Raw genomic sequence first — 17,723 nt, 5'->3', positions numbered from 1 at the left:
GCGTCCTCACCCGGTGGGAGTGTCGGGGGTGAAACCGGCGTCGCGCTGCCAGGTTTCCACATGGGTGGAATCGAACAAAACGATGTCCGGCATCTGCACGAAGCCCTCGCGGGCACTCAGTTGCTGGAGAGCGGCAGAGGTGACCCGCAGGGTTCCCGGCTCGGCGTCGAACACGATGCGGCGGGCCTGCAGCATGGTCGGGCCCCACACGTCATACAACAGCCGATGCCGCCCCACGACGCCCACTTCCGCATCCCCCAGGGCCACGCCGGCCCGGGCGCTGAGCGGCACCTCATAGGTGCGGGCCAGGCGCTCCAGCACCGCATTCACCTGCGCCACAAAGGCCAGGCTGCGCTGGGCGGCGTCTAGCCGCGGCGTGGAGAGACCGCAGGCCGCGATGTAGGTTTCGCCAATGGTGCGGATCTTCTCCAGGCCGCCGGCGGCGCAGGCCTCGTCGATATCGCCCACCAGGGTGTTGATGCGCTCCAGGGTGTCGCGATGGCCCGCGCCCACCAGCCCGTCGAAGCCCTCGATGATGAGGACCACCACGCAGACATTGCGCACCCGCTCTGAGAAGGAACTCTCCCCCAGGCGAATGCGATCGGCGATGAGGTCGGGATAGATGTTGCGCAGCAGCTGTTCATAGTCGCGGGTCTTCTGGTCGATACGGGCGCTGCGCTCGGCAATCTCATTGGCCATGGCATTGAACGCCTTGGCCAGTTCGGCGAACTCATCCCGGCCCTTCACCGCGATGCGCACGCTCTCATCCCCGCCGGCCAGCTTGTTGACCCCCGCCAGCACCGCATGGATCGGACGGGTAAAGCTGCTGGCCAGCAGCACCGAAACGTCGGTGAGCAGCACCGCGGCGATGGCCGCCACCACCATGATGGAGTGGCGCAAGTCCTGAACCGGCGCCAGCGCCTCAGCCTCATCCTCCTGCGCGATCACGATCCAATGCAGCCCCTGCACCGAGACCGGCGCCCAGGAACTCAGGGTCGACACACCTCTATAGTCCTGGACGATCTGCGTATCCGACAGCCCCTTCTGGCCCTCGCGGGACGCGCGGGTATCCACCCGCTGGGCCAGGATGGGGGAATTGAAATGCTTGATCTTGGCCAGCGTCTCCGCGTCCACGCCCGCCGCGGCAAGGGCCTTGTAATACCCCTCCGGATTCTGGATCAGGAAGCGGGATGGCGAGCGCATCAGGAGGTCATTGGCGCCCACCAGATAGACTTCGCCGGTCTTGCCCAGCCCCACGCTGTCCCAGCGGCCGTCGAAGGTCAGGAAAGCGTCGATCTGCCGGACGGACAGGACGCCGATCAGGATGCCGGTCAGATTGCCGTCGGTCAGCACCGGCGCGGCGATGAAGGCGGACGGCCGCAGGCCGGCGGGAACGTAGGGGCTGAAATCCTCCAGCACCGTCTGACCCGGCACACCGCCCCCCTCGATCACCCGGCGAAAGGCCCGCGCGGCGCCGGAATTCGAGAGCGGTCCGGAGGTGAGGCTGGCGCCGAGATCGATGCGCTTGGAGACGGTGTAGACAATTGTCCCGGACTTGGCATCCACGAGGAGAACATCTTCCAGAGCGTGGGTTTCCACCGCCCGGAGGAAGAAGGGCCGATATTTGGCAATCACCTGATCATAGGCCGACAGGGTACCGTCCGGCCCGGATGTGACATCGACAATCTTGCGGCCGCCGCTCCCGGCGGGGTCGTCATTGCGCACCACATAGGCGTCCTGGAGACGCAAGGCCGCCGGGCTCGTGGGCAGAAAGGCGCGGGGCGACAAGGGCGCATCCACCAGCGTGGCAAAGCTGGGAAGCACCTTGTCCTTATAATAGGCTTCCAAGGCCAGACTGGGTCCGTCGGGCGCGCCCTGCCCCAATTGGGCGAACGCCGCGGTGAAGGCGGCGATGCCCTCCACCGCCGGCGTGTCCTGCGAGATGTCACTGAAATCGTCCGCCACATCCTTGAACCAGGCGGAGACCTGCGAGGTCTTCGACGCCCGCAGCGTGGTCAGTTGCTCGAAGATGGTGGACTTGAGCGCGTGGGTGCCGCTGCGGATGGCGACGAAGCTGGCTGCCAGCAGGCACAAAACCCCGCACATGAGCAGCATGGCCAGGATTTTTGACCGGATGGACAGGATCCCGAACATGAAGCCCCCAGCAGGACGCACGACGCCGTCGGTTGGATAGGTATCTTTATAAGCGCTGTCCATGGGGCTGTGTACCTGGGGCGCCGCCCCCTGGCCCTTGTCCACCGGAGTGCCTACGTTCCGCCCATGATGTCCCGCCCTCCCCTCGACCAGCCCGACGCACCGGAAGACGCCGATCTCCCCGAGTCCGAGGATGATGCCCTGTTGCTGGTGGAGGACGCCGAAGAGGCGCCGCCCGCACCGGGAACGCTGGCCAACGGCCGCGAGGCCATCGCCCGCGCAGCCAAGCATGCTCCATCCGGTCCCGGCGTCTATCGCATGCTCGCGGCCGATGGGGCGGTGCTCTATGTGGGCAAGGCCAAGAGCATCAAGAAGCGCATCCTCAGCTATACGCGGCTGGTGGGGCACACCAACCGCATCGCCCGGATGATCGCGGCCACCGCCAGCATGGAGTTCCTCTCCACCGGCACCGAGCCGGAAGCCCTGTTGCTGGAGGCCAACCTCATCAAGCAGTTGAAGCCGCGCTTCAACGTGCTGCTGCGGGACGACAAGTCGTTTCCCTACATCCTCATCACCGCCGACCACGCAGCCCCGCAGATCTTGAAGCATCGGGGCGCGCGCTCGCGGGCGGGGGATTTCTACGGCCCCTTCGCCAGCGTCTGGGCGGTGGACCGCACCATCAATGCTCTTCAGCGGGCCTTCCTGCTGCGCTCCTGCTCGGACAGCTATTACGAGAACCGCAGCCGCCCCTGCCTGCTCTATCAGATCAAGCGATGCTCCGGCCCCTGCACCGGCGAGATCAGCCACGCCGACTATGCCGAGCTGGTGCGCGAGGCCCGCGCCTTCCTGACCGGGCGCTCCCGCGCCATCAAGGAAGAGCTGGCGCTGGAAATGGAAGCCGCCTCCGAGGAACTGGAGTTCGAGCGCGCCGCCCGGCTCAGGGATCGCCTCGCCGCGCTCTCCGCCGTGCAGGGCAGCCAGGGCATCAACCCGCGCTCGGTGGAGGAGGCGGATGTGTTTGCCTGCCACCAGCAAGGCGGGGCCACCTGCATCGAGGTGTTTTTCTTCCGCACCGGCCAGAACTGGGGCAACCGGGCTTATTATCCCCGCGCCGACCGCTCGCTGGACGAGAGCGAGGTGCTGGGCGCCTTCCTGTCGCAATTCTATGAGGACAAGCCCTGTCCCCGTCTGATCCTGCTCAGCCATGAGGTGGAGGAAGAAGCCCTCATCGCCGAAGCCCTTTCCACCAAGGCCGGCTACCGGGTGGAGATCGCGACCCCCAAGCGCGGTGAGAAGCGCGAGTTGGTGGACCACGCCATGCAGAACGCCCGCGAGGCGCTCGGCCGCAAGCTGGCGGAGACCGCCACCCAGACCAAGCTTCTGGAAGGCGTCGCGGAGGCCTTCCAGTTGCCCCGCCCGCCCCGGCGCATCGAGGTCTATGACAATTCCCACATCATGGGCAGCAATGCGGTCGGCGGCATGATCGTGGCCGGGCCCGAGGGGTTCCGGAAGAACCAGTACCGCAAGTTCAACATCAAGTCGGCGGACCTGGTGCCGGGTGATGACTACGGCATGATGCGGGAAGTCCTGCGCCGCCGCTTCTCCCGGCTGCTGCGGGAAGCGCCGAGGGCTGAGGCGGGGCCGATCGCAGCCATCGCACCAGCCATCCCCTCAGAGATCGACGCGGTGACGGCGCCGGAAACGACGTCGCCGGACGACGCCCCCGCAGCAGAGCGCGCCGCCGCCACATGGAAGGGGCGCGGGGAGCCGGGGGAGGTTCCTGTGGATCCCAGCCGCACCGCAACGCCAGTTGCCGACGAGGAGACCCTGCCCGACGATGACGCTTCGCCCTGGCCGGACCTGGTGCTCATCGACGGCGGCCTTGGCCAGTTGAATGCGGCCCGCGTCGTCATGGACGAACTGGGCATATCCGACGTGCCGCTGGTGGGCATCGCCAAGGGCCTCGACCGCGAGGCCGGGCGCGAGCAGTTCTTCCTGCCCGGTCGCACCGCCTTTCGCATGGAGCCCCGCGACCCGGTGCTCTATTTCATCCAGCGTCTGCGCGACGAAGCCCATCGATTTGCCATCGGCTCCCATCGGGCTCGCCGCAAGAAGGACATCACCGACGCTGGCCTTCAGACCATCCCGGGCGTGGGACCGACCCGGAAGCGGGCGCTCTTGCGGCACTTCGGTACCTTGAAGGCCATCGAGCGCGCGTCTTTGGCGGATCTTGAGCACGTTCCGGGCGTCAATGCCTCGACGGCGAAGGCCATATATGAGTATTTCCACGAGCGTGCCCAGGGATGAGGCGGCCTCGACCTCGCCGGCTTTCACAGGCATGCTGGTTTCCATCGACGTGGCAGATGCCCTTGGCAGATGCGCTTGCCGTGACCGCGAGCGATGTCTGCGAAGCGCCCTTGAATGAACCGAGCAGGCATGGCTGACGCAGCAACACGCCCCACCGCCCCCCGCCCCGCGCCGTCCGCGCGGAGTGTCGCATTCTCGGTACCGAATCTGCTCACCTATTCCCGGTGCGCGGCGGTGCCCCTCGTGGCCGCCTGCCTGTTCTGGGCCGACATTCTCCATGGCGGTGTCTCCCTGCGCTGGCTGGCGTTGGGCCTGTTCGTCGCCGCGGCGGTGACGGACTTTTTCGACGGCTACCTCGCCCGCGCCTGGTCGCAGCAATCGGCCATCGGCCGCATGCTGGACCCCATTGCCGACAAATTGCTGGTCTCCACCTCGTTGCTCATGCTGGCCTCTGATGGCACCATCCGCGGCTGGTCGCTGTGGGCCGCCGTGGTGATCCTGTGCCGAGAAATCCTGGTGTCCGGCCTGCGGGAGTTTCTGGCGGAACTGCACGTGAGCGTGCCGGTGTCACGACTCGCGAAGTGGAAGACCACCTTGCAACTCATCGCCGTCGGCTTCCTGCTGGCGGGCGAGGCTGGCGACCGGCTGCTCCCCGGCGTGACCTTTGCGGGGCTGACCTTGCTGTGGATCTCGGCGGTGCTGACGCTCTACACCGGATACGATTATTTCCGCGCCGGCGGCCGGCATCTGGTGCAGGGAGACAAGGCTTGAAGGTGCTGTATTTCGCCTGGCTGCGCGAGCGGGTTGGCGTCGCCGAGGAACAGGTGGAGCCCCCCGTTGAGGTGCGGACCGTCGCAGATCTGGCAGGATGGTTGCGCGCTCGTGGCGGCGGCCATGCCCATGCCTTCGAGAATCCCGCTGTGGTGCGCGCCGCCCTGGACCGCCGCCATGTGAAGCCCGACGCCCTGCTTCATGGCGCGCGCGAGATCGCCTTTTTCCCGCCCATGACGGGAGGCTGATCGCCGTGCCCGCCCCCAGTGTCTCTACCCTTGATGCTGCCGATCTGCCGCTCGATGCCTTTCAGGTCCGGGTGCAGGCGGAGGTGTTTGACGCATCGACGGAGACCACTGGGCTGGTGGCTGGGCGCACGGACGTGGGCGCTGTGGTGACGTTCACCGGCCTGTGCCGCGCCGACGATCAGAACGGGACACCGCTGGCGGCGCTGACGCTGGAGCATTATCCCGGCATGGCGGAAGAGGAGATGGACCGTCTTCTTCAGGAGGCGCGCACGCGCTGGCCCCTGAGCGGCGCGCGCCTCGTCCACCGTTACGGACGGATGGTGCCGGGCGATCCGATCGTGCTGGTGGTCACCGCCTCCGCCCATCGCGGCGCGGCCTTCGCCGCCGCCGAATTCCTGATGGACTGGCTAAAGACCAACGCTCCCTTCTGGAAGAAGGAGGAGCGCCCCGGCACCGCCGCCGATGGCACCTGGGTGGAAGCCAAGGGCACCGACGACGCCGCTGCGGATCGCTGGCAGAAGGGCTGAGCGGTCCGCGTCCCGTTCGCCGTGTCTCCAGGCTTGCAACGTAGCGGCCACAACGGCTCCCAGCCGCCTCCTCCCTCCCCATGACACAGGCCATGATGAAGGCACGTCGCAACGCTCGCTCCCGCCAGACGCTGGGCGTCGTGCTGCTCGCGGCTCTGACCTTGGCCAGCACGGGAGGGTGGGCGGATACGCCAAAGTTTCCCGGCGCCGATTGGGAGACCGTGCCCACCGCGCAGCAAAGTCCGGCCTGCCAGGACGCCTTGTCCCGGGCGCGCGGCCAGTTGGAGAGCGGCGCTACCACCGCGCTGGTGGCGGCGCGCGACGGCCGCATCCTGTTCAGCTACGGCCCCATCGCCACGGCGAGCATCGTGGAGTCCGTGCGCAAGAGCATTCTGGCAATGATGTATGGGCGCCATGTGGCTGATGGCACCATCGACCTCGATGCCACCTTGGGCGCCCTGGGCATTGACGATATCGGCGGCCTCCTGCCCATCGAGAAGACGGCCCGCGTGCGCGACCTGCTCAGTTCCCGTTCGGCGGTCTATCACCCCGCCGCCAATGCCGGCGATGACCTATCCACCGCACCAATTCGGGGATCGCAGCAGCCGGGAAGCTATTTTCTCTACAACAACTGGGGATTCAACGCGGCGGGAACCGTGTTCGAGCAGGCGACCGGTCGGGGCATCTACGAGGCTTTTGCCACAGACATCGCCGCCCCGCTGCACTTGCAGGACTTCCAACCGGGCCGCCATGTCCGCGGCCGCTTCGGCGACAAGACCCGCTCCAGCCACCCGCCCTACCATTTCTTCCTGTCCACGCGGGACATGGCCCGCATCGGCTATCTGATGCTGGAACATGGCCAGTGGGAGGGCACGCAGGTGATCGCCGCCGACTGGGTGACCACCATCACCACGCCCATCACCACCTCAGCCGACATGCACCCCCGCAAGACCGCCGCCTACGGACTGGGCTACGGCGACCTATGGTGGACCTTTGCAGAACCGCCCGGATCGCCGCTGGAGGGCGCGTTCATGGCCTGGGGCGTCCATGGCCAGTACATCCTGGTGGCTCCCAAGCGGAACATGGTGATCGCCCACAAACGGCTGGTCGCCCCCTCGGCCAACGGGCCGGTGCTCCGCGTGCGAAAGGATGACTTCCTCGCGGCGGCGCGCATCCTGCTGGACGCGCCGTGCCCCTGACGCGTCAGGTGGGAGGACTGCTGTTGGCGGGGCCGCGCGCCTGGAGCACGCGCTGGGCGGTCTCCGCATCCAGCGCGCCCTCCCATTTGGCGATCACCAGGGTCGCCACCGCATTGCCGACCACATTGGTCATGGCCCGCGCCTCGCTGAGAAAGCGATCGATCCCGAGAATCAGCGCGAGCCCGGCGACCGGGATGCCCGGCACCACCGCCAAGGTGGCCGCCAGCGCGATGAAGCCGGAGCCGGTCACCCCGCCCACGCCTTTGGACGTCGCCAAGGCCACCAGCAGGATGACCATCAGCTGCGAGAAATCCAGATGGGTGTTGGTGGCCTGGGCGATGAACAAGGTCGCCAGCGTCATATAAATATTGGTGCCGTCGGAATTGAACGAGAAGCCGGCGGGCATCACCAGTCGCACCACCGAGCCCTCCGCGCCCGCCAGCCGCAGTTTCTCCATCAATGGCGCCAGGGCGCTTTCCGCGCAGGAGGTACCGAGCACGATCAGCAACTCGTCCTTGATGTAGGCAATGATGCGGAAAATGCTCAATCCGTTGAACCGGGCAATGCTCCCCAACACCAGCACGATGAACAGCAACTCGGTGAGATAGACCGCCGCCAGCAGCTTGAGCAGGGCGCCGATGGCGGCAAGGCCGTATTTGCCGATCACGAACGCCATAGCTCCAAATGCGCCCACCGGTGCCGCCGCCATCACCAGCCGAGCCACCGCGAAGATGCCCCGCTTCAGATAGGCCAGCCCCTCCAGCAGGGGCGCCGCCTGTTCGCCCAACTGGCCGATGGCGAAGCCGGTCAGCAAGGCCACCAGCAGGACCGGCAGTATCGCGCTGCCGGTGAAGGCCCCGAAATAAGTGTCGGGAATGATGGCGAGAAGAAACGAAACCGGCGTCACCCCGTGGCTTTGCTCCACATAGGCGCCGATGCCGCTGGTATCGATGGTGGCCGGGTTCACGTCGAATCCCGCCCCCGGCTTCAGCAGCAGGCCGACCACCAGCCCGATCACCAGGGCCAAGGTGGACACCACCTCGAAATAGAGCAGCGCCTTGCCGCCGATGCGCCCGACCTTGCGCCCGTCCTGCATGCCGGCGACGCCCAGCACCAAGGTCAGGAACACGATGGGTGTGATGATCATCCGCACCAGTTGCACGAAGCCGGTGCCCAAGGGCTCCATGGCCGCAGCAACGCCGGGAACTGCCAAGCCGAGGATGCCCCCTGCGGCGGCGGCCACCAGGACCTGCACATAGAGGATCTGATGCAGGCGCTGACGGCCGGCAGGAACGGGCGGGGCGGGCGGCGGCAGCATGGTAGGTGAGTAGCATAAGGCACTCAGTGCCGCAGCGGTCTTTTTCGCCGCGCCGCTGCTCCCGCCGTCCTGATCCGCAGATGGCCTAACGGCGGCAAACACCGCACATCTCACGTGGCGGACCGGGGCGTCTGCCGCGATCCGCCACCGGTTGTCGCGACGTGCTAATGCACCGGCGCTGCCACGGCGCGGGCCGGCGCCGCGGCCAGGGGCTCCACGGGTTTGCCGTCCAGCACCGCATGCAGGCGATCCATGTCCAGTTCACCTTCCCAACGGGCCACCACCAGGGTCGCAACCGCATTGCCGGTGAAGTTGGTGAGCGAGCGGCACTCGCTCATGAAGCGGTCGACACCCAGGATCAGCGCCATGCCGGCGATGGGAATTTCCGGCACCGCGGCCAAGGTCGCCGCCAGGGTGATGAAGCCAGAGCCTGTGACGCCGCTGGCGCCCTTGGAGGTCAGCATGGCGACGCCGAGCACCAGGAGATAATGCTCCCAGGTGATGTGCGTGTTGGTGGCCTGGGCGATGAACAGCGTCGCCAGGGTCATATAGATATTGGTGCCGTCCAGATTGAACGAATAGCCGGTGGGGACCACGAGGCCGACCACCGAGCGGGAGGCGCCCGCATGCTCCAGCTTCTGGATCAGCGCCGGCAAGGCGCTTTCAGACGAGGACGTGCCGAGCACGATCAGCAGTTCGTCCTTGATGTAGCGCACCAGCTTGAACACGCTGAAGCCGAAGACCTTGCCGATCGCACCCAGCACCACGAACACGAACAGGAGCGCGGTGAGATAGAAGGTGGCGATCAGCTGCAGCAGGTTGCCGATGCTGGAGATGCCGTACTTGCCGATGGTGAAGGCCATGGCACCGAACGCCCCGATGGGCGCGGTGTACATGACCAGCTTGACCACCGCGAACACCGCTTTCTCGATGGCTTCCAGGCCATGCAGCAGTGGATCGGCGATGTTGTCGGACAGCGAGCCGATGGCAAAGCCGGACAGGATCGCCACCAGCAGCACCTGGAGGATTTCGCCGGTGGAGAAGGCGCTGAACATCGTGTTCGGGATGATGTTCAGGATGAAATCGACCGTGCTGGCATGCGCGGCCTGGTTGGTATAGCCGGCGATCGCCTTGGTATCGATGCTGGCCACATTGGCGTTGAAGCCGTCACCGGGCCGGACGATATCGCCGACGATGATGCCGAGAATGAGCGCGAAGGTGGAGACCACCTCGAAATAGATCAGCGCCTTGCCGCCCACCCGGCCCACCTTGCGCACATCGCGCATGCTGGCGATGCCGATCACCACGGTACAGAAGATCACCGGCGCGATGATCATCTTCACCAGCTTGATGAAGCCGTCGCCAAGCGGCTTCATGGCCTCGCCGGTGGCGGGGAAGAATGCGCCCAGGAGCAGTCCCGCGACCACCGCGACCAGAACCTGGAAATACAAGACTTTATAAATCGGCCGACGCATCGACGTTCCCCGCACAGCTTCTTGGGGACCGGAAGGTCCACAAACGAAAAGGGTGGCCGTCGGCCACCCTTTTGCTCTTATGCGTGTGATTTACGTCATGCAATTCTGACGTAACGTCAGGCCGCCTGCTTCTTTGGTTGAACTTCGGCGGTATAAGCGTCCATCAACTGATGGGTGATCCCGCTCGGGGCGAAGCGCCAATCGGCGATCTCACCCACCGGGGTCACCTCGGCGGCGGTACCGGTGATGAAGCACTCGCTGAAGTCGGCCAGTTCCTCGGGCTTGATGTGACGCTCGATCACCTCCAGGCCATGGCGCTTGGCCAGTTCGATCACCGTGCGGCGGGTGATGCCGTCCAGGAAGCAATCGGGGGTCGGGGTGTGGATCACCCCATCCTTGACGAAGAAGATGTTGGCGCCGGTGCACTCGGCCACGAAGCCGCGATAATCCAGCATCAGCGCGTCCGCATAGCCGCGGCGCTCCGCCTTGTGCTTGGAGATGGTGCAGATCATGTACAGGCCCGAGGCCTTGGCCTTGCAGGGGATGGTGGCCGGGTCGGGACGGCGGAACTCCGCCATATCCAGGCGCAGGCCCTTCTGGCGCTGCTCGGGATCGAAATAGCTCGGCCATTCCCACACGCCGATGGCCAGATGGATCTGGTTGCTCTGCGCGGAGACGCCCATCATCTCGCTGCCACGCCACGCCACCGGGCGCACATAGGCATCGACGAGATTGTTCTTTTCCAGCGTCAGCCGCTTGGCGGCATCGATCTCGGCGATGGAATAGGGGATGGTGAAATCCAGCATCTCGCCGGACAGCCGCAGCCGCTCGGAGTGCATGGAGGACTTGAAGATTTCGCCGCCATAAGCGCGTTCGCCTTCGAACACGCAGCTGGCATAGTGCAGGCCATGGGAGAGCACATGCAGCTTGGCATCCTGCCACGGCACCAGCGCGCCATCGTACCAGATCCAGCCGTCGCGTTTGTCGAAAGGCTCTCCACTCATGGTCTTCACTCCTGTCAGGCGCGTCTTGCAGGCGGCCTTTGCTTCCGGCGACGACTGCACTTTGCAGCGGCGCAAGGTATCGATAGTTTCATGCCCGAAGGATGGGCACACTCGCCGGAAAGCGCAATGATCGAACGTCTCACAGCAATCTGAAGACCGATCCTTTCGCTTCCGATGCCATCTGAGTAACGATCGGACCGAAAAAAGTCAACATGACTGACGTAAATCCTCATTCCGAGCCCCCCCGCACCGCCGATATCGCGGCCCCGTCCGACACCATGGAGGGCCAGCCCTCGGTCGAGTTGATCGAGCTGTTTTTCTTTGCGTATCGCGACTTTGTGGGCGATCCGGACGAGATCCTGGCCTCCATCGGTTTCGGGCGCGCGCACCATCGGGTGCTGCATTTCGTGAACCGCAATCCTGGTATGCGCGTGACGGACCTGCTCGACATCCTGCGCATCACCAAGCAGAGCCTTGGCCGTGTGCTGCGCGAACTGGTGGATGAGGGCTTCGTGGAAAGCCGCGCCGGCGCCTCGGACCGGCGCCAGCGGCTGCTGTATCCCACCGCCAAGGGGGAAGCGCTGGCCCGCGAGTTCGTCGCCCTGCAAAGCCGGCGCATCGCCAAGGCGCTGGCGGAATGCGGCCCGGGCGCGGAAGAAGCCGCCCGCCGCTTTCTTGTGGCCATGATCGACCGGGAGGATCGCCCGGCGGTGGAGCGCCTGATCCAGCGGGCGGAACGCGCCGCCCGCTCCCATTCCGCCTGAGGGCCAGACCTGATGACCGAGATTGCCCCCCGGCCCGCCCCGCCGCCATTGCCGGACGACGCCCCCCATCTGCTGGTGGTGGATGACGACAACCGTATCCGCACCCTGCTGTCCCGCTTCCTCAGCGAGCACGGCTACCGCGTCACCACTGCCGCTTCGGCCCTGGAAGCACGCAGCCGCATGGTGGGCCTTGAGTTCGACCTGCTGGTGCTGGATGTGATGATGCCCGGCGAATCCGGCGTCGATTTCGCCCGCTGGCTGCGCACCACCTCTGCCGTGCCGATACTGATGCTGACCGCCCGCTCCGAAACCGTGGACCGGATCACCGGCCTGGAGGCGGGCGTAGACGACTATGTGGCCAAGCCGTTCGAGCCCCGCGAACTGCTGCTGCGCATCGGCTCCATCCTCAAGCGCACCACGGTGACGCCGCCCAAGGCCATTGAAGCGGTGCGGTTCGGCGACTTCACCTTCCATCTCGGGCGCGGCGAACTCACCCGCGCCGGCGAAGGGGTGCGGATCACCGAGCGCGAGCGCGACATGCTGCGGGCGCTGGCCGAGCAGCCAGGGGAAACCGTGCCGCGCCTGGCGCTTGCCGGTGGCGGGGCGGCCAGCGAGCGGGCGGTGGACGTTCAGGTCAACCGCCTGCGCCGGAAAGTGGAGCGGGATCCGGCCAATCCCTCCTTCGTGCAGACGGTGCGGGGCATCGGCTATCGGCTGGTGGTGACGCCGTGAGCGTGATGGAAGCCAGCCGGGCGGGGCTGCGCAGCCTCAGTGAATTCTGCACCGAAGCCAATTCGCGCTTCGCGGCCTGGTTCAACCGCGTCACCCCCAAGGGGCTGTTTCCCCGCTCGCTGCTGATCATCGTCATTCCCATGGTGATCCTGCAGTCGGTGGTCGCGTTCGTGTTCATGGAGCGGCACTACAACACCGTTACACGGCGGCTGTCGGCGGCGGTCAGCCAGGACATCGCGGCGGTGGTGGATATGTACGCTACCTATCCGAACGACAAGGACGCGGCCAATCTGCGGCGCATCGCCTGGCAGTCGCTGGAACTGTCCGTCGACGTGCTGCCGCCCGATCCCCTGCCGGCGCAGGGGCCGCGTCCATTCTTCTCCATTCTCGACAGTGCCCTGTCGCGGGAGATCGGCCGGCGCATCAAGCAGCCCTATTGGATCGATACCGTGGGGCGCTCGAACCTGATCGAGGTCCGGGTGAAGATGCCCGATGCGGTGCTGCGCATCTTTGCCCGCCGCAGTTCGGCCTATGCCTCCAACTCGCATATCTTCCTGCTGTGGATGGTGGGCACCTCGCTGGTGCTGCTGGCGGTGGCCATCCTGTTCCTGCGCAACCAGATACGCCCGATCGAGAATCTCGCCGACGCGGCGGAAGCCTTCGGCAAGGGCCGCGACGTGGAGAACTTCCGCCCCCGTGGCGCCCGCGAGGTCCGGCGCGCGGCGGTGGCATTCCTGGAGATGAAGCGGCGCATCGAGCGACAGATCGAGCAGCGCACCGCCATGCTGGCGGGCGTCTCCCATGACATGCGCACCATCCTCACCCGCTTCAAGCTGGAACTGGCCTTCCTGCCCGAAGGCCCCGAGGTGGATGAGCTGCGCCGGGACGTGGACGAACTGCAGGGCATGCTGGAGGCCTATCTGGCCTTCGCCCGCGGCGATGGCGGCGAACAGACGGCGCTCACCGACATGGCGCAACTGGTGGAGGATCTGCGGGCCAGCGCCCAGCGCTCCGGCGCCCAGGCCAGCGCCAGCTTCATGGGCCCGCCGCTGGTGCAGGTGAAGGCGGATTCGCTCAAGCGCTGCATCGGCAATCTGGTGGGCAATGCGGTGCGCTATGCCAAGCGCCTGGAGATCACCGGCACCCGTGATGCCCGCTGGCTCATCGTCACCGTGGACGACGACGGCCCCGGCATTCCCGAGGACAAGCGCGAGGACGTCTTCCGCCCCTTCCTGCGGCTGGACGATGCCCGCAACCAGGACGCGGGCGGCTCCGGCCTCGGCCTGTCCATCGCCCGCGATATTGCCCGCGCCCATGGCGGCGATGTGATCCTTGCGGACAGCCCCCTGGGCGGGCTACGCGCCACCATTCGGCTGCCGGTGTGATGACATCAAAACCCTTGATCCGCCCCGCAAGGGGCGAGGACGTCCCGGCCATGACCGCCATCGCTCAGGCGGCCTATGGCATCTATGTGCCGCGCATCGGCCGCCCGCCTTTGCCCATGCTGGCGGACTATGCGGATCTGGCCGAAAACGGGCTGGCCCAGGTGTTGGATATCGATGGCGCCGTTGCCGGCTTCCTGGTGCTGATCCACGAGCCGGACGCGTTGCTGCTGGACAACATCGCGGTAAGCCCGGATTTCCAGAAGCGCGGGCTCGGCCGGCTGCTCCTCTCCTTTGCCGATGAGGCCGCCCGTACCGCCGGCTATTCAACTGTTCGCCTCTACACCAATGCCGCCATGACCGAGAATATCGCCCTCTATGGCCGCTGCGGATATGTGGAAACCCACCGGGCGACGGAGGATGGGCGCCACCGTGTCTATATGCAGAAGCCGGTGTGAGCCTCAGAACAGGCGCGCGCCGTTCGGCACTCCGGTGGCCGGCGTCACCAGCACCACGGCGCCGTTGTCGTCCGCGAAGCCGAGGGTGAGCACTTCCGACAGGAACGGGCCGATGCGGCGCGGTGGCAGGTTCACCACGCCGGCCACCTGCCGCCCCACCAGTTCCTCAAGCCCGTAATGCTCGGTGATCTGCGCCGACGACCGCTTGACGCCAATGTCCGGTCCGAAATCGATGCTGAGCTTATAGGCCGGCTTGCGGGCTTGCGGGAACGCCTCCGCTTCCAGGATGGTGCCGACGCGCACGTCAACTTTGAGGAAATCCTCAATTCCGATCTGGCCGCTGACCGCAGGCGACACCATACCGCTCTCCTTGTTCTGGGATCGGGCCACTCAATCGGCCATGGGCCAATGGGTCAAGCGCCCGCCTGCGCCTCGGTTGGCGCATCCGCCTGCCCGACCGCAGCCGATCGGCGGCGGGCGCGCCAGGGAAGCGCCAGATAGGCCAGATCATCCAGCATGCCCAGCAGCTTGGCGCCGCTGGCCAATTCCCGGTCCAGGGCCGCCATGGTGGGGGCAAGACCGGGGTCCTCGTCCTTCAGCCAGACATCCAGAATGCGCCCGAACAGCACCGCCAGCCCGCGGGCACGGGTCGCGCCCGCCAGTCCGGTGGACGGCAGGCCGGCTGCGGCCAGCATCCAGGTCTGGGACCGGATGCTCAAATCCAGCAGGGTCAGCGCCAGGAGCGGATTGCGCCGGGCCGAGGCCATCAGGGAGCGCACCGCGCCCCGATGTGGATCCAGCGCATCCAGGCGCCGCATCAGCACCTCGAACAGACGCTCCTGGGCCGGCTCCTCCGCCAGTTCCGCAGCGGTGGGGTCGGCGCCGGCTGCCAACACGTGCCGATCCGTGGCACGAAAGAAGGCAGCGAGCAGATCGCGCGGCGAGGCGAACGCCACCCGCAGTTCCGACAGCGCCACGCCCGAGCGCTCCGCCACCTGAAGCAGATCGATGCGCTCGAACGGCCCCTCCTCCAGGAGCGAGAGGAAGGCACGTAAAGCGGCGTCACGGCTGGTTTCCGAGGTCATAAGTCCTCCCGCCGACGGGCTGCTGGGCTACATGCCGCATTCGATCCGGCTGAACGCCGGATCACAACGGATGCCACGCGTCAGGTGGGGGCGGTAGACCGCCCCCACAAGGTCGGATCGCTCTCAGCCGGCCAATTCGTGGGACCGCCGGGTGGCGTCCGCGACGGCGCGGGTCAGCAGGGGGCCGAATCCGGTGGAGGCATCCATCAGCACCGCCAGAGCGGCGGCCGTGGTCCCGCCCGGCGACGTGACGTTCTGGCGCAGGGTTCCCGGAGCGGTGCCGGACTGGGCCAGCAGCGCCCCGGCGCCGGAGACCGTGGCTCGGGCCAGCCGATCGGCGAGATCGGCGGGGAGGCCTGCGGCCGCTCCGGCCTGCGCCAAAGCTTCCGCCAGCAGGAACACGTAAGCGGGACCGGAGCCGGACACGGCGGTGGCCACGTCCATCAGATCCTCATTGTCCACCCATTCCACCGGCCCGACCGCACCGAGCAAAGCAGAAGCCGCATCCCGCGCCACCTGCGGCGCGGCGGCGTTGGCCACGGCCACCGTGATGCCCTGGCCGATGGCCGCGGGGGTATTGGGAATGGTGCGGATGATGGCGGTGCGATGGGTCAGGGCTTTCTCGAGGAAGCCGATGGTGCGCCCGGCCATGATGGAAACCACCACCGTCTCCGGCCCCACCAGCGCGCGCACGCTGGCGATGACCGCGGGCGCCACCTGCGGCTTGACCGCGAGCACCAGCACGCCGGCGGCGGGAAGGGTGTCATAGGCGGGATTGGCGGCAACGCCCTTGGCGGCCAGGGCCGCGGCGACCTCATCGGGCAGGTTCGGATCAAGCGCCACGAGGTTGGCGGGATCGAGCCCCAGGCCGAGCCATCCGTCGAGCAGCGCCCCGCCCATCTTTCCCGCGCCCACGAGGACCACGGGCCCCTTCAACTGCTTCAACATGTCCAGCGACATCGGCACACCTGCACGCAAAGGGAGACACCGGGCCGGTACGGCCCGGTTCTCGCGATGGGAGTCCCGCTGTCTTAAGCTTCTCCGACGGTATCGAAAAGCGCGGAATCCATAGCCTCCCGCGCAGTCTTGCCGGCCCACACCACAAATTGGAACGCCGGGAAGTAGCGATCCACCGCATCCATGGCCGCATCCAGGATGGCTTCGCACTGGCGATCGCTGGCAGTCGCGCCGCCGGCCAGGACCAAGGCATGCCGGAACATGATCACGCCCTCCTGCGGCCAGGTATCGAAATGACCCAGCCACATCTGTTCATTGATGAGAGCCAGGAGCTTCAGCACCTCGCCGCGGCGGCTGTCGGGCACCTTGAAGTCGAAAGCGCAGGCGAGATGCAGGGCCTCGATCTCATCCATCCACTGGAAAGAGACGTGGCAGTCGGTCCAGCGGTTGTTGAGGGACAGGGTGATCTCGTCTTCGGCGGAACGCTCGAAGGACCAGTCGCGCACGGCGGCGAGCTGTTCTACCAAATCGACGGGGTTGGCCGACGCTTCGGTTTCGATTTCGATCAGAGACATGCCTCGACCTCGCGGTGTGAGGGACGCGGAGATGGTCGAACTCGGCACGAACGGCACTCAAAGCCAGCCAGGATTTGCGCGACGCAGCGTGCCGGCGGCCCCGCCGCTCCACTTGGAACGACGTGCCCTGGCGAGGCTGCGCCCCGTCGCGCTCTGGCGCGACGATCCGGCTACGAATCGCCAGTAACTCACTATATCGCGACGCGGTATCGCCCCGCTACGACAGATTATAGTCATGCCCCTGTCGTGGGCATTGCATGTCAGACCGGCCCGGGACCAGCGCCTGGCGTGCCGGAAAAGCCGGTGTCGCCGGAGACGTGTGACGCAGACCCGGCGGCGACTTTCGCCTCCAGTTCGGCTAGGCGCGCGGCCAGGCGCTCATTCTCCAGGCGGGCGGCGGCAGCAAGGTCTTTCACCACCTCGAACTCCTCGCGCTTGACGAGATCCATGTCGCGCAGGAACCGTTCCATCTGTCCACGCATCACGGTTTCGGCCTCGCGGCGCATGCCCTGGGCAACGCCTGCCGCGTCGTTCACGAGTCGCGACATTTCGTCGAACAGACGGCCTGTGGTCTGGGTCATGATCGGCCTCCGCGCCGGTTCGGGTTCGCGCTGTGCGGCGCGCTGTTAGACAATGGGCATAGCGCGCATCGCCCGCAAGGTCTGCCTCCCGCCCGCATGCCGCACCGCGGCAAAGCGACCGCCCAGGGGACGACCCGTGTCACCGCCCCACACGCTTGACGACGCCGGCGGCGAACGGCACATGGC

At 66.5% G+C, this 17,723-nt stretch carries 18 protein-coding genes; 9 read left to right on the top strand and 9 right to left on the bottom strand.

What is annotated here, in order from left to right:
* Nucleotides 1-6: 6 nt before the first annotated feature.
* Nucleotides 7-2,154 carry an adenylate/guanylate cyclase domain-containing protein gene (locus AAG816_RS21150; protein ID WP_341991665.1) on the bottom strand — a complete coding sequence of 716 codons (2,148 nt, stop codon included), beginning with the start codon at nt 2,152-2,154 and terminating at the stop codon, nt 7-9.
* 126 nt (nt 2,155-2,280) lie between these two features.
* Between AAG816_RS21150 and uvrC the strand changes: the two genes are divergently transcribed.
* The 5 genes from uvrC to AAG816_RS21125 all read left to right on the top strand — a co-directional run bounded on the left by uvrC (nt 2,281) and on the right by AAG816_RS21125 (nt 7,206).
* The gene (uvrC, locus tag AAG816_RS21145) at nt 2,281-4,461 is read left to right on the top strand and encodes an excinuclease ABC subunit UvrC (protein ID WP_341991664.1); all 2,181 of its coding nucleotides are present in this window, start codon (nt 2,281-2,283) and stop codon (nt 4,459-4,461) included.
* 129 nt (nt 4,462-4,590) lie between these two features.
* The gene (pgsA, locus tag AAG816_RS21140) at nt 4,591-5,232 is read left to right on the top strand and encodes a CDP-diacylglycerol--glycerol-3-phosphate 3-phosphatidyltransferase (RefSeq protein WP_341991663.1); all 642 of its coding nucleotides are present in this window, start codon (nt 4,591-4,593) and stop codon (nt 5,230-5,232) included.
* Entirely contained in the window at nt 5,229-5,480 is a 252-nt protein-coding gene (gene moaD / locus AAG816_RS21135) for a molybdopterin converting factor subunit 1 (protein WP_341991662.1), read from the top strand. Before pgsA ends, moaD begins: the two co-directional genes overlap by 4 nt.
* A gap of 5 nt (nt 5,481-5,485) precedes the next feature.
* On the top strand, nt 5,486-6,007 hold the full coding sequence (locus AAG816_RS21130) for a molybdenum cofactor biosynthesis protein MoaE (protein ID WP_341991661.1): 522 nt from the start codon (nt 5,486-5,488) through the stop codon (nt 6,005-6,007).
* Nucleotides 6,008-6,099: 92 nt separating this feature from the next.
* Entirely contained in the window at nt 6,100-7,206 is a 1,107-nt protein-coding gene (locus AAG816_RS21125) for a serine hydrolase (RefSeq protein ID WP_341991660.1), read from the top strand.
* A 4-nt stretch (nt 7,207-7,210) separates the two neighbouring features.
* Here the strand turns inward: AAG816_RS21125 and dctA are convergent, their stop codons facing one another.
* The 3 genes from dctA to AAG816_RS21110 all read right to left on the bottom strand — a co-directional run bounded on the left by dctA (nt 7,211) and on the right by AAG816_RS21110 (nt 11,003).
* A complete protein-coding gene (gene dctA / locus AAG816_RS21120; RefSeq protein ID WP_341991659.1) occupies nt 7,211-8,524 on the bottom strand; it encodes a C4-dicarboxylate transporter DctA in 1,314 nt (437 codons plus the stop codon).
* Nucleotides 8,525-8,688: 164 nt separating this feature from the next.
* A complete protein-coding gene (locus AAG816_RS21115) occupies nt 8,689-9,999 on the bottom strand; it encodes a dicarboxylate/amino acid:cation symporter (RefSeq protein WP_341991658.1) in 1,311 nt (436 codons plus the stop codon).
* A gap of 116 nt (nt 10,000-10,115) precedes the next feature.
* Complete coding sequence (locus AAG816_RS21110) at nt 10,116-11,003, bottom strand: branched-chain amino acid aminotransferase (RefSeq protein ID WP_341991657.1); 888 nt, start codon at nt 11,001-11,003, stop codon at nt 10,116-10,118.
* Nucleotides 11,004-11,281: 278 nt separating this feature from the next.
* Between AAG816_RS21110 and AAG816_RS21105 the strand changes: the two genes are divergently transcribed.
* From AAG816_RS21105 to AAG816_RS21090, 4 genes are read left to right on the top strand one after another with little or no spacing between them, the layout of a single operon-like run.
* On the top strand, nt 11,282-11,767 hold the full coding sequence (locus AAG816_RS21105) for a MarR family transcriptional regulator (protein ID WP_341991684.1): 486 nt from the start codon (nt 11,282-11,284) through the stop codon (nt 11,765-11,767).
* A gap of 12 nt (nt 11,768-11,779) precedes the next feature.
* On the top strand, nt 11,780-12,499 hold the full coding sequence (locus AAG816_RS21100) for a response regulator (protein WP_341991656.1): 720 nt from the start codon (nt 11,780-11,782) through the stop codon (nt 12,497-12,499).
* 5 nt (nt 12,500-12,504) lie between these two features.
* Nucleotides 12,505-13,884 carry an ATP-binding protein gene (locus tag AAG816_RS21095; RefSeq protein WP_341991683.1) on the top strand — a complete coding sequence of 460 codons (1,380 nt, stop codon included), beginning with the start codon at nt 12,505-12,507 and terminating at the stop codon, nt 13,882-13,884.
* Between the two features lie 50 nt (nt 13,885-13,934).
* Nucleotides 13,935-14,339 carry a GNAT family N-acetyltransferase gene (locus tag AAG816_RS21090; protein WP_341991655.1) on the top strand — a complete coding sequence of 135 codons (405 nt, stop codon included), beginning with the start codon at nt 13,935-13,937 and terminating at the stop codon, nt 14,337-14,339.
* A gap of 3 nt (nt 14,340-14,342) precedes the next feature.
* On the opposite strand, the gene AAG816_RS21085 is transcribed toward AAG816_RS21090, so the two are convergent.
* The 5 genes from AAG816_RS21085 to AAG816_RS21065 form a co-directional block, all read right to left on the bottom strand.
* Nucleotides 14,343-14,699 (bottom strand): tRNA-binding protein, encoded by a 357-nt coding sequence (locus tag AAG816_RS21085; RefSeq protein ID WP_341991654.1) that lies wholly within the window; start codon nt 14,697-14,699, stop codon nt 14,343-14,345.
* A gap of 53 nt (nt 14,700-14,752) precedes the next feature.
* Complete coding sequence (locus tag AAG816_RS21080; protein ID WP_341991653.1) at nt 14,753-15,424, bottom strand: TetR/AcrR family transcriptional regulator; 672 nt, start codon at nt 15,422-15,424, stop codon at nt 14,753-14,755.
* A gap of 123 nt (nt 15,425-15,547) precedes the next feature.
* Nucleotides 15,548-16,384: a pyrroline-5-carboxylate reductase gene (gene proC / locus AAG816_RS21075; RefSeq protein ID WP_341991652.1), complete on the bottom strand. Its 837-nt coding sequence runs from the start codon at nt 16,382-16,384 to the stop codon at nt 15,548-15,550.
* Nucleotides 16,385-16,455: 71 nt separating this feature from the next.
* The gene (locus tag AAG816_RS21070) at nt 16,456-16,956 is read right to left on the bottom strand and encodes a YbjN domain-containing protein (RefSeq protein WP_341991682.1); all 501 of its coding nucleotides are present in this window, start codon (nt 16,954-16,956) and stop codon (nt 16,456-16,458) included.
* Nucleotides 16,957-17,216: 260 nt separating this feature from the next.
* Nucleotides 17,217-17,537 (bottom strand): accessory factor UbiK family protein, encoded by a 321-nt coding sequence (locus AAG816_RS21065; protein WP_341991651.1) that lies wholly within the window; start codon nt 17,535-17,537, stop codon nt 17,217-17,219.
* Between the last annotated feature and the right edge of the window lie 186 nt (nt 17,538-17,723).

It is taken from the genome of Azorhizobium sp. AG788 (assembly GCF_943371865.1).
Classification (GTDB): Bacteria; Pseudomonadota; Alphaproteobacteria; order Rhizobiales; family Xanthobacteraceae; genus Azorhizobium.
The sequence above is the reverse complement of the archived record's forward strand: the minus strand, read 5'-3'. Positions and strand labels throughout refer to the sequence as shown.

Excerpts from the sequence above, each read along its gene's own strand:
- AAG816_RS21150 (WP_341991665.1), bottom strand. The coding sequence starts at position 2,154 with ATGTTCGGGATCCTGTCCATCCGGTCAAAAATCCTGGCCATGCTGCTC.
- uvrC (WP_341991664.1), top strand. The coding sequence starts at position 2,281 with ATGATGTCCCGCCCTCCCCTCGACCAGCCCGACGCACCGGAAGACGCC.
- pgsA (WP_341991663.1), top strand. The coding sequence starts at position 4,591 with ATGGCTGACGCAGCAACACGCCCCACCGCCCCCCGCCCCGCGCCGTCC.
- AAG816_RS21125 (WP_341991660.1), top strand. The coding sequence starts at position 6,100 with ATGATGAAGGCACGTCGCAACGCTCGCTCCCGCCAGACGCTGGGCGTC.
- dctA (WP_341991659.1), bottom strand. The coding sequence starts at position 8,524 with ATGCTGCCGCCGCCCGCCCCGCCCGTTCCTGCCGGCCGTCAGCGCCTG.
- AAG816_RS21115 (WP_341991658.1), bottom strand. The coding sequence starts at position 9,999 with ATGCGTCGGCCGATTTATAAAGTCTTGTATTTCCAGGTTCTGGTCGCG.
- AAG816_RS21110 (WP_341991657.1), bottom strand. The coding sequence starts at position 11,003 with ATGAGTGGAGAGCCTTTCGACAAACGCGACGGCTGGATCTGGTACGAT.
- AAG816_RS21105 (WP_341991684.1), top strand. The coding sequence starts at position 11,282 with ATGGAGGGCCAGCCCTCGGTCGAGTTGATCGAGCTGTTTTTCTTTGCG.
- AAG816_RS21100 (WP_341991656.1), top strand. The coding sequence starts at position 11,780 with ATGACCGAGATTGCCCCCCGGCCCGCCCCGCCGCCATTGCCGGACGAC.
- AAG816_RS21095 (WP_341991683.1), top strand. The coding sequence starts at position 12,505 with ATGGAAGCCAGCCGGGCGGGGCTGCGCAGCCTCAGTGAATTCTGCACC.
- AAG816_RS21090 (WP_341991655.1), top strand. The coding sequence starts at position 13,935 with ATGACCGCCATCGCTCAGGCGGCCTATGGCATCTATGTGCCGCGCATC.
- AAG816_RS21085 (WP_341991654.1), bottom strand. The coding sequence starts at position 14,699 with ATGGTGTCGCCTGCGGTCAGCGGCCAGATCGGAATTGAGGATTTCCTC.
- AAG816_RS21080 (WP_341991653.1), bottom strand. The coding sequence starts at position 15,424 with ATGACCTCGGAAACCAGCCGTGACGCCGCTTTACGTGCCTTCCTCTCG.
- proC (WP_341991652.1), bottom strand. The coding sequence starts at position 16,384 with ATGTCGCTGGACATGTTGAAGCAGTTGAAGGGGCCCGTGGTCCTCGTG.
- AAG816_RS21070 (WP_341991682.1), bottom strand. The coding sequence starts at position 16,956 with ATGTCTCTGATCGAAATCGAAACCGAAGCGTCGGCCAACCCCGTCGAT.
- AAG816_RS21065 (WP_341991651.1), bottom strand. The coding sequence starts at position 17,537 with ATGACCCAGACCACAGGCCGTCTGTTCGACGAAATGTCGCGACTCGTG.